The 9,939-nt window shown below is 50.7% G+C and carries 10 protein-coding genes; 3 read left to right on the forward strand and 7 right to left on the reverse strand.

Annotated elements, in window-relative coordinates:
- Positions 1-42: 42 nt before the first annotated feature.
- Together hemN and yihI are read right to left on the reverse strand one after the other, a co-directional pair.
- A complete protein-coding gene (gene hemN, locus DDT56_RS12185; RefSeq protein ID WP_136166709.1) occupies positions 43-1,416 on the reverse strand; it encodes an oxygen-independent coproporphyrinogen III oxidase in 1,374 nt (457 codons plus the stop codon).
- Between the two features lie 267 nt (positions 1,417-1,683).
- Positions 1,684-2,220: a Der GTPase-activating protein YihI gene (gene yihI, locus DDT56_RS12195; protein ID WP_136166727.1), complete on the reverse strand. Its 537-nt coding sequence runs from the start codon at positions 2,218-2,220 to the stop codon at positions 1,684-1,686.
- A 202-nt stretch (positions 2,221-2,422) separates the two neighbouring features.
- Between yihI and yihA the strand changes: the two genes are divergently transcribed.
- The gene (yihA, locus tag DDT56_RS12205) at positions 2,423-3,064 is read left to right on the forward strand and encodes a ribosome biogenesis GTP-binding protein YihA/YsxC (protein WP_136166711.1); all 642 of its coding nucleotides are present in this window, start codon (positions 2,423-2,425) and stop codon (positions 3,062-3,064) included.
- Positions 3,065-3,225: 161 nt separating this feature from the next.
- Here the strand turns inward: yihA and spfP are convergent, their stop codons facing one another.
- The 5 genes from spfP to DDT56_RS12225 all read right to left on the reverse strand — a co-directional run bounded on the left by spfP (position 3,226) and on the right by DDT56_RS12225 (position 8,598).
- Positions 3,226-3,273, reverse strand: coding sequence for a small protein SpfP (gene spfP / locus DDT56_RS25255; RefSeq protein WP_071892919.1), 48 nt, complete (start codon positions 3,271-3,273; stop codon positions 3,226-3,228).
- A 164-nt stretch (positions 3,274-3,437) separates the two neighbouring features.
- Positions 3,438-6,230: a DNA polymerase I gene (gene polA / locus DDT56_RS12210; RefSeq protein WP_136166712.1), complete on the reverse strand. Its 2,793-nt coding sequence runs from the start codon at positions 6,228-6,230 to the stop codon at positions 3,438-3,440.
- Positions 6,231-6,609: 379 nt separating this feature from the next.
- Complete coding sequence (dsbA, locus tag DDT56_RS12215; protein ID WP_136166713.1) at positions 6,610-7,233, reverse strand: thiol:disulfide interchange protein DsbA; 624 nt, start codon at positions 7,231-7,233, stop codon at positions 6,610-6,612.
- A 24-nt stretch (positions 7,234-7,257) separates the two neighbouring features.
- Positions 7,258-8,244: a serine/threonine protein kinase gene (locus DDT56_RS12220; RefSeq protein ID WP_136166714.1), complete on the reverse strand. Its 987-nt coding sequence runs from the start codon at positions 8,242-8,244 to the stop codon at positions 7,258-7,260.
- 84 nt (positions 8,245-8,328) lie between these two features.
- Positions 8,329-8,598, reverse strand: a complete 270-nt coding sequence (locus tag DDT56_RS12225) for a YihD family protein (RefSeq protein WP_136166715.1) — start codon at positions 8,596-8,598, stop codon at positions 8,329-8,331.
- Between the two features lie 123 nt (positions 8,599-8,721).
- On the opposite strand from DDT56_RS12225, the gene mobA reads away from it, so the two are divergent.
- Together mobA and mobB are read left to right on the forward strand one after the other, a co-directional pair.
- Positions 8,722-9,300: a molybdenum cofactor guanylyltransferase MobA gene (gene mobA / locus DDT56_RS12230; RefSeq protein ID WP_136166716.1), complete on the forward strand. Its 579-nt coding sequence runs from the start codon at positions 8,722-8,724 to the stop codon at positions 9,298-9,300.
- The gene (gene mobB, locus DDT56_RS12235) at positions 9,290-9,808 is read left to right on the forward strand and encodes a molybdopterin-guanine dinucleotide biosynthesis protein MobB (protein WP_136166717.1); all 519 of its coding nucleotides are present in this window, start codon (positions 9,290-9,292) and stop codon (positions 9,806-9,808) included. Before mobA ends, mobB begins: the two co-directional genes overlap by 11 nt.
- The last annotated feature ends 131 nt before the right edge of the window (positions 9,809-9,939 follow it).

Below are 9,939 nucleotides of genomic sequence, written 5' to 3' on the forward strand. Positions count from 1 at the left end.
CCTTGGAAGCTGCGCAATAATGCGCACTATCCAGAAAGAAAATCAGATCACCCGGGAAAACTGCCTTTCCCGAATCTTACTTCGCAGGTAGGCGTCGAAGCACATACAGATATTGCGGATCAGCAAACGTCCTTTCGCCGTTACCGTAATCCCGGATTCGCCTATCTCCACCAGGCCATCGGCGGCCAAAGGCGCCAGCTGTTGCAAATCCTGTGAGAAATATGATTTAAAATCAATCTGATAGTCATCCTCAATCGCCGCATAGGTCAATCGGAAATTACAGATCAGCGTTTTGATAACGTCGCGCCGAATGCAGTCATCCTGCGTCAGCGGCAACCCCCGCCACAAGGCATTTCCCGTTTCCCTGACCTGCGCATAATAGCGTTTCAACTCTTTCTGGTTCTGGGCATAACTATCGCCGATCATACTAATCGCCGATACGCCCATGCCCAGCAGGTCGCTATCGCCCTGGGTAGTGTAGCCCTGGAAATTACGGTGCAATTTCCCGGCCCGCTGAGCAAGGGCCAGCTCATCATCGGGGCGGGCGAAGTGATCCATGCCGATAAACTGGTAGCCGGCCGTCGTCAGGGCGCTGATGGTCTGTTGCAGTATTTGCAGCTTTTGCTCCGCGTCCGGTAAATCGGCTTCTTTGATTTTCCGCTGAGCCGCGAACAGGCTGGGCAAATGCGCGTAGTTAAAGACGCTGAGGCGATGAGGGCTCAATTCAGCGACGCGTTGCAGGGTAAAGGCGAAGCTCTCCGGCGTCTGTTTCGGCAAACCGTAAATCAGATCAATATTGGTTGAGGTAAATCCCAGCGACTTGGCGCGCGCAATCAGCGCGAAGATAAAATCTTCGTCCTGTTCGCGATTCACCAGCTTTTGCACTTCCTTATTAAAATCCTGCACCCCCATGCTGAGGCGATTAAATCCCTTGGCACGCAGGTGATCGAGAATATCCAGTTCGATTTCCCGCGGATCGACTTCCAGCGACAGCTCGGCCCGCTGCGCAAAAGAAAATTGCTCACGCAGCAGCGACATCAGCCGGCTGATTTGCGCCTTATCAAGATAGGTCGGCGTACCGCCGCCCCAGTGCATCTGGGTCACCGTACGTCCGGCAAACAGCGGAGCCCGCTGACGAATTTCCAGCTCCAGCACATCCAGATACTCATCCGCTTTATGCTGCTGCCGCGTGACCTGCTTATTGCAGCCGCAGAAGTAGCACAGCCGATGGCAAAACGGAATGTGGATATATAACGACAGCGAACGCTGCGGATAACGCGCAATAGCCTGCCGAAAAGCGGACTCATCATAACGTTCGCTGAATTCCAACGCCGTGGGATAAGAGGTGTAACGCGGCCCGGAATAATTATATTTTTGAATCAGGGCCAGGTCCCAGTCGACTACTTGCTCAGACATGCTGCTTAATCCCTCCAGTCTTTTTTATGCCGGACCGTTGCAGGCGGCGTTTTTTTACTACTCGCCTTCCCGGCCGTCACTGCGTGACGTTAAAAAACGCTCCCGGCGCTTTTTTCTGGTGAAAAGCGCCGTCGGCATCCGTCGCCGGTTAAAAACCGAACGGTGCAACCGCGCTTTTCGTTGCGACAGCAGCCATAATTTGCCTAACAGGCAAAAAAGATAAAACGTAACCAGTAAAGCCAGCAGCAGAAACAACAACTTCATCGATTAAAAATCGTCTTTCGAACTATTGCGCTTCAAAAGTTGCAGCATATCTTCTTTTGGCTCTTCGTCGTCTTCGTCATCACCCAGTTCAATGCCGAGCTGCTCCATCAGAATGTCGATACGATCCAATGTTTCATCCACCCAGGACTGATCCTTGGCGCTCAGCGTTTCACCGTTATCCAGACGATCCAGCAGTTCGTCCAGGCGGGCGTCGTTTTCCAGCAGCGCCAGCTCTTCTTCCGGCGATAACGCGGCGGGTTTGGCAACCGGCCCGGCAGGCTGCTTGGGTTGAGCAACGTCCTTGGCCTGCGCGCCAAGCGCCACCGGCTTCTTGCTGCCGATGCGCGGATCGGCGACCTTGCGTTGAGCGGCGCCGTTATTCGCCGGTCCGGTTTCCTGAGCACGGCTTCCCGCTACGCGGCCGCGGTGCTTTTTCTGCCGCTTCCGATCGCGCGCTTCCCGATCCAATTCCTCACGGGTTTTTCTTTTTGTTTTTGACCGGGCGGCATTACCACCCGACCCTTTAACTGGTTGGTTCATCATCTTGCTCTCAGGTACATAGGTAAAGGTAATTGCGGCGGAATCTAGCAGAAAGCCCGGCAATAAAAAAGAGCTCGCATCAACCGATGATGCTTTTCGCTATTCCGCGTGCGTAACTGCTTCAATACAGATAAAACCGCCTTTATTATCAGTTACAGGTATAATCCCCAACCAGACATAGATCCAGACAGAGATAAACATTGTGACCCAGCAATATAACTACCAAATGACGCATTTTGTCATCAGCGCCCCGGATATTCGCCACCTGGCAACAGATAGCGGTATTGAAGTCGCCTTTGCTGGGCGCTCTAACGCCGGTAAATCCAGCGCATTAAATACGCTGACCAATCAAAAAAATCTGGCGCGCACCAGTAAAACGCCGGGAAGAACGCAGCTTATCAATATGTTTGAGGTTGCTGAAGGCGTTCGGCTGGTGGATTTACCCGGCTATGGCTACGCCGAAGTGCCGGAAGAGATGAAGCTTAAGTGGCAGCGCGCGCTTGGGGAATACCTCCAGAAACGCAATAGCCTGAAAGGGCTGGTGGTACTGATGGATATTCGCCATCCGCTGAAAGATCTCGATCAGCAAATGCTTGCATGGGCGGTGGAAGCGCAGCTTCCGGTGTTGGTATTGCTGACCAAAGCGGACAAACTGGCATCCGGTGCGCGCAAGTCTCAACTTAATATGGTGCGCGAAGCGGTACTGCCGTTTATGGGTGATATTCAGGTGGAAGCGTTCTCTTCACTGAAGAAATCGGGCGTCGACAAACTGCGCCAGAAACTCGATAACTGGTTCAGCACGTTGCCGCAGGCGGAAGAGGAAGATCCACAGGAAAACGAGTGATCATCAGGGATGGTGACGGCCCGCAGAGTTCACGGATGATGACGAATAAAAAAATGCCGGGAGCATTTTTCAACGTCACATAGTGACGGCCCGCAGGGTGAGTCTCACGGATGAGACGAATAAAAAACGCCCCAGTCAAAACTGACCGGGGCGGCTAATATTCAGCCAAATCCGATTACGTGAAGTAAAAGGTCTGAAAGATAGAACATCTTACCTCTGTACCCTACGTTTTTAACTCTACCCTATTTTTTCGTCGGAACAAAGTTTTTTTTGTTGTTTACTTTCATGAAAAGTGGCGACGCTTTACACAAAGTCAAACCACGTCACACAATCCTGTCATTTAATTACAGAAATGGATGACGAGCATAGCGACTTAGTGCGCCTCGTCCCAGTTGATCCCAGTACCGATATCAACCCGCAGCGGGACGTTAAGCTGCATGCAGTTTTCCATTAACTCTCTGATTTTACTTCTGGATTCTTCCAATACCGTATTATGAACCTCAAAGACCAGCTCATCGTGAACCTGCATAAGCATTTTCACTAACGGCTTGTCCTGCTGCTGTAACCAGCCATCAATAGCGATCATCGCTTTCTTGATGATATCGGCAGCGGTTCCCTGCATCGGCGCGTTAATCGCCGCCCGCTCGGCGCCTTTGCGGGCCATGGCGTTGCGTGAATGAATATCCGGCAGGTAAAGACGGCGGCCATCCAGCGTCGAGACATAGCCCTGTTCCGCCGCCTGCTGGCGGGTTCGCTCCATATACTCCTGAACGCCGGGGTAACGCTCGAAATACAGATTCATATACTTCTGCGATTCGCTACGCGGAATATTCAACTGGCGCGATAGCCCAAAAGCGCTCATGCCATAAATCAGACCGAAGTTAATCGCTTTGGCGCTGCGGCGCTGCTCGGAGGTCACCTTCTCAAGGGCGAGTCCAAAAACCTCCGCCGCCGTCGCCCGATGGATATCCAGCCCCTCGGAGAAGGCTTTCAGCAAGCCTTTGTCGCCGGAAAGATGCGCCATGATGCGCAGCTCAATCTGTGAATAGTCGGCCGCCACAATGCTGTACCCTTCCTGCGCGATAAAGGCCTGCCGGATGCGCCGCCCTTCCTCGTTGCGCACCGGAATATTCTGCAGGTTAGGATCGCTGGAGGATAAGCGACCGGTGGCCGTCACCGCCTGGTGATAAGAGGTATGCACCCGTTTGGTCGACGGGTTAATCATCAGCGGTAGCTTATCGGTGTAGGTCGACTTCAGTTTTGCCAGCCCGCGATATTCAAGAATCAGCTTCGGCAGCGGATAATTCAGCGCCAGTTCGGCCAGCACCTCTTCATTGGTGGAGGGCGCCCCTTTGGGCGTTTTTTTCAGCACCGGCAGCTTTTGCTTTTCATACAGGATGCCCTGCAGCTGCTTGGTTGACGACAGGTTAAACTCTTCGCCCGCCAGTTCGTAGGCCTGCGTTTCCAACTCGCCCAGACGGACGGTGAGCTCTTTGGAGTGCTCAGCCAGGATATGCGGATCGATCAGTACGCCCGTACGCTCCATGCGGGATAGCACCGGCACCAGCGGCATATCGATTTCCTGAAACACTTTTCGCAGTTCCGGCTGCTGCTGTAATTTAGCCCACAGCTTATGATGCAGATGCAGCGTGACATCGACATCTTCCGCCGCATAAGGACCGGCCTGATCCAGCGCAATCTGATTAAAGGTGAGCTGGTTTTTGCCTTTGCCGGCGATATCCTCAAAGGTAATGGTTTTATGCTGCAGATAGCGCTCCGCCAGGCTATCCATATCATGACGCCCGGCGACGCTGTCCAGAACGTAAGATTCCAGCATGGTATCAAAGGCGATTCCGCGTAATTCGATGTCATACCGCTTCATCACGCCTTTATCGAACTTGAGATTCTGGCCGACCTTGAGCAGCGTCTCATCTTCCAGCAACGGTTTAAACAGCGCCAGAACCTGGGTTCGATCCAACTGTTCCGGCGCATCCAGATAATCATGCGCCAGCGGCAGATAAGCGGCTTCGCCCGGCGTCACTGAAAATGACATGCCGATAAGGTTGGCCGTCAGGGTGTCCAGCCCGTCGGTTTCGGTATCAAAAGCGAAAACATCGGCTTTCTTTAAACGCTCAATCCACTCCAGCAGCGTTTTTTCATCCTGGATGGTGACATAACCGTCGGCGGAAAGCGTAACGCCGCTTTCGTCATCGCTCGCGCTTTCCTGTACGGCTTTAACGATCTTCTGCACGGGCTGATGGCTTTTTTTACCCTGTAGCCAGGTGCCGGACTCGACCTCCGCTAACCAGCGTTTGAATTCGTAACGGGTGAATAAGCCATACAGCTCATCCACATCCGGTTCGTTTACCGTTAACTGTTCGCAGGTCAGATCCAGCTCAACATCCGTTTTAATGGTGGCCAACTGATAGGAAAGGTAAGCAACGTCTTTATTCTGCTCAAGTTTCGGCGCCATGGTCTTGGCGCCGCGGAATGACAATCCGGCAATCTTGTCCAGATTCGCATACAGCACATCCAGACCGCCCAGCCCTTGCAGCAAAGCCTGCGCCGTTTTTTCACCCACGCCGGGCACGCCGGGGATATTGTCGGAAGCGTCGCCCATCAAGGCCAGGAAATCGATAATCAACTCCGGAGGAATGCCATATTTGTCGCACACTTCCTGCGGGCCCAAAATGGTATTGTTCATGGTGTTGATTAGCGTGACGTTTGGCGTCACCAACTGGGCCATATCTTTATCGCCGGTACTGATCAGCACCGGAATACCCGCCTTTTCAGCCTGTAGGGCAAGCGTGCCGATAACGTCATCGGCCTCGACGCCTGAAACCGCCAGCAACGGCAATCCCATCGCTTTTACCATACGATGCAAAGGTTCAATCTGTTCGCGCAAATCATCCGGCATCGGGGGTCGATGAGACTTATAGTTCTCAAATAGCTCGTCGCGGAACGTTTTGCCCTTGGCATCAAATACCACCGCGACATGACTGGGATGATATTGCACCAGCAGGCTGCGCAGCATATTCAATACGCCGTACATCGCGCCGGTGGGCTCTCCCGCGCTATTTGTCAACGGCGGAAACGCGTGATATGCACGGTACAAATAGGAAGAACCGTCCACTAAAATTAAAGGGTTTTCTGCAATCTGAGCCATAGCCTGTTATGATCTTTGTTGTCTGCCATGCTGCTAAGCATGCCATAGCTGAAGGGAAGAGACGATCCTTAACGAAGGATATTCATCTTTTTTGCGTAGATCTTCGCAAGATCTACCTGTGGATAAGTTTGTGAATAAAAATAAGTGATTATTTTTTCATGATGCCAGAGGATAGTTTTATTATTTTTATACTTATGTTTTTCATATAGTTATAATAAAAAACAGCATATTCAATCTTCAATAAAAGACAATTCATAATTGTGGATATAAATTATTCCATCAAATATTAATGAAAAATCAGTTTCATCTATTACAACCGGTTGAGATGGCCGGATAAAACCACGCCGATATAATCAGCGTGGTTTATCGCGTGAATGGCTTATTTTTTATCTATCAGGAATTTTACCACATCGGCATACTGTTTTACGTAAGCATCCATTGAACTGGTATCAAGACCATCGTTCTTGATCATATATTTCCCGTTAACGAACATGGCGGGAACGCCGCGTAATTGTAAATCCGCGGCCGCTTTTTCCTGCTGCACCACTAGCGACTTCACGACAAAACTATTTAATGCGCCGTCGTATTCTTCCGCGCTGACGCCGGCGTTAATAAACACCTGTCGAATATCGTCCGGTTTTTGCAAGCTTTGTGTTTTCTGAACGGCATCGAACATCAACGGGGTAATTTTATCTTCAACGCCGAGCGCAATGGCCACCGCCCATGCCTGGCTGAGATTTTTACCCAGAGGGCCAAGAAAATCAACGTGATAACGGGTCATTTTGGTGCCGGCGGGCAGCGCCTTTTCTACCGTTTGCGGAATATGATAGACCTCTGAAAACTGGTAACAGTGCGGGCAATAAAATGAGAAAAACTCCAGAACCTGGGGTTCCTGAGTCGCCGGCTTATCTAATTCCACATATTGCTTGCCGTTGGAAAAATCAGCCGCCGACGCACTGAATGCCAGAACGACGCCAATCAATGCAAACCATAATTTTTTCATAAAACACACTCTCTCCATTCAATGTCAGTACATTGGCATGAGCTGCAGAGGAGGCTCCTGCAACAGCTTAACCTGTTCGGTAAATATCGATGTCTGTTTAAGCCAGAAATCCCCATCCTTTATCCAGGGAAAATTGCGGGGAAAAGCGGGATCCTCCCAACGTCGTATAATCCAGGCCAGATAATGAACCTGACGCATAGCGCGCAACGGTTCAATTAACGCCAACTCCTGGTCTTCAAATTCGGCAAATTCGCTGTAGGCCTCTAACAGAATATCTAATTGAATACGCTGTTCATGGCGTTCGCCGTGCAGCAACATCCATAAATCCTGTACCGCCGGACCGTTGCGCGCATCGTCCAAATCAACGAACAGCGGGCCGTCGCGCCATAAAATATTACCCGGATGGCAATCACCGTGCAGACGCAGCGACCGCCAGTCGGTGTGCCAATAAGCCTCGACGGTATCAATCAGCTTGCTGACCGCCCGTAAAAAAGCCTCTCGGTGTTTTTTCGCTATTAACGCCGAACGCTCCAACAGCTTATAGGGTTCATGCAGATATTCATTCAAACCGATTGTCGGCCTGGCGGAAAATGAGGATTTACGGCCCGTCTGATGAATCCGGCCTAAAAAACGCCCTACCCACTCTAACTGATCTTCATTATCCATCTCATATTGCCGCCCGCCAACGCTCGGGAACACCGCAAAATGAAATCCTTCATAAAGATGCAACGTGCGCCCGTTAAGCTCCAACGGCGCGACAATCGGCACTTCATCTTCCGCCAGTTCCCGGGCAAAGGTATGCTCTTCCATAATCTGCGCGGTACTCCACCGTTCAGGACGGTAGAATTTAACGACAAAACGCTTCCGTTCTTCATCAGTAAACTGATATACGCGGTTTTCATAACTGTTTAGCGCTGTTAAACCAGAGTCCACGCGTATCCCTGCGTCCAATAGCGCATCCATTATCAACTCGGGGAACAACGTCTGAAAATTAAAAACCGAACTGTTCATAACAACCACTGCCAGTAACATGCGATGTAAGATAAATACGTGCCAATACCGGGTTATGCGAGCCGGACTCCATTCCTATCCGCACTAGTCCTTAATTACTCCGCGAGCGCGAAGCAATGCGGTTTTGAAATCCTCTTCATAATCTTTTTTAAGCCCCGGAATGACCTGTTCTTTATCCGAGTCACGCATTTTCAGATGATAAATAAGGATATCATCAGTCAGCTCGCTAAACTGCCCCTCAAACCCGGCCTCCAGTGCAAGTTTTTGTAAAAATTGCACCAGATTCAAATCAGGCTCCTTTTGCCAGGCTGGATGTAACAGTTCAATCAACTCATTAACGCGATGACATTTCATTTTTTTACCCTCGGAAGTAAATACAATGACAAAAATAACAGTCTTATTAATATGTGAAAAGAACTTGGTCTTCAGTAAATGTTTTCAGAAAATAACCTATGGCTTGGATAGGCGGGGCGAACAATGATCACTGGTGTGATTCTGGCTGGCGGACAGGCAACACGCATGGGTGGTTGCGATAAGGGTCTGCTGGAGCTAAATGGTATACCGTTATACCAGCATGTACTGACGCGGCTGAAAAAACAGGTTGATAAGGTCATCATCAATGCCAATCGCAACCTGCCGATTTATCAGCAAAGCGGCTGTGCGGTGGTAAGCGACCTGCAAAATGGTTTTTGCGGACCGCTGGCGGGCATACTTACCGGCATGTATGCCGCAACGTCAGAGTGGATTGTCTTCGTTCCCTGCGATGTTCCTGAACTGCCGCAAGACCTGGTGAAACGGCTATGGGAAGAAAGGAATGGGAGAAATGCGGCTTACGCCACTGACGGTAGCCGCGGTCATCCCACTTTACTGCTGATAAATCGCTGCCTGATAAAACCACTGGAAAATTATCTAGCTAATGGCGATCGTAAACTAATGATCTTTATGGAACAGATTGCCGCAACGGCCGTTTCATTTGCCGATCAACCCGCAGCATTCCGTAATCTGAATTTCCCTGAGGATTTATCACTCCTCCAAAGGCAGCATCATGAATCTTGATCGACCTCGTCTGCTTGCCATCGCAGCTTATAGCGGTACCGGTAAGACAACGTTACTAAAACAAATCATTCCCATCCTTAAGAGCGGCGGTATTCGCGTCGGCCTTATCAAACACACGCATCATCATATGGATGTCGATACGCCGGGCAAGGACAGCTACGAGCTGCGTAAGGCCGGCGCTGAGCAAACTATGGTGGTCAGCAGCCAACGATGGGCCTTGATGACGGAAACGCCGGCTCGGCAGCAACCCGATTTGCACGATCTGGCAAAAAAGATGGATGCCTCCGTACTCGATCTTATTCTGGTGGAAGGATTTAAACAGGAGAAAATCAACAAGATCGTGCTGTTTCGCCAGGCGTTGGGACGATCGCTGGATGATCTGCTGGATGACTATGTTATCGCTATTGCTGCGGACGCTCCCCTTGCCGCAACGTTACCTCAACTCGATATCAATCAGCCGCAGCAGGTGGCCGACTTTATCCGCCGTTGGCTCAGTCAGGCGTTCTGATCGCTCCCGGCGGATTTGTCCTACTGAAGAGCTCCTCACCGACAAACAACAGGCAAAGCAAAAGGCCCAGTCTTTCGACTGAGCCTTCCGTTCTGTTTGATGCCTGGCAGTTCCCTACTCTCACATGGGGA

The sequence above is a fragment of the Brenneria corticis genome (assembly GCF_003115855.1).
In the GTDB taxonomy this organism is placed as follows: domain Bacteria; phylum Pseudomonadota; class Gammaproteobacteria; order Enterobacterales; family Enterobacteriaceae; genus Brenneria; species Brenneria corticis.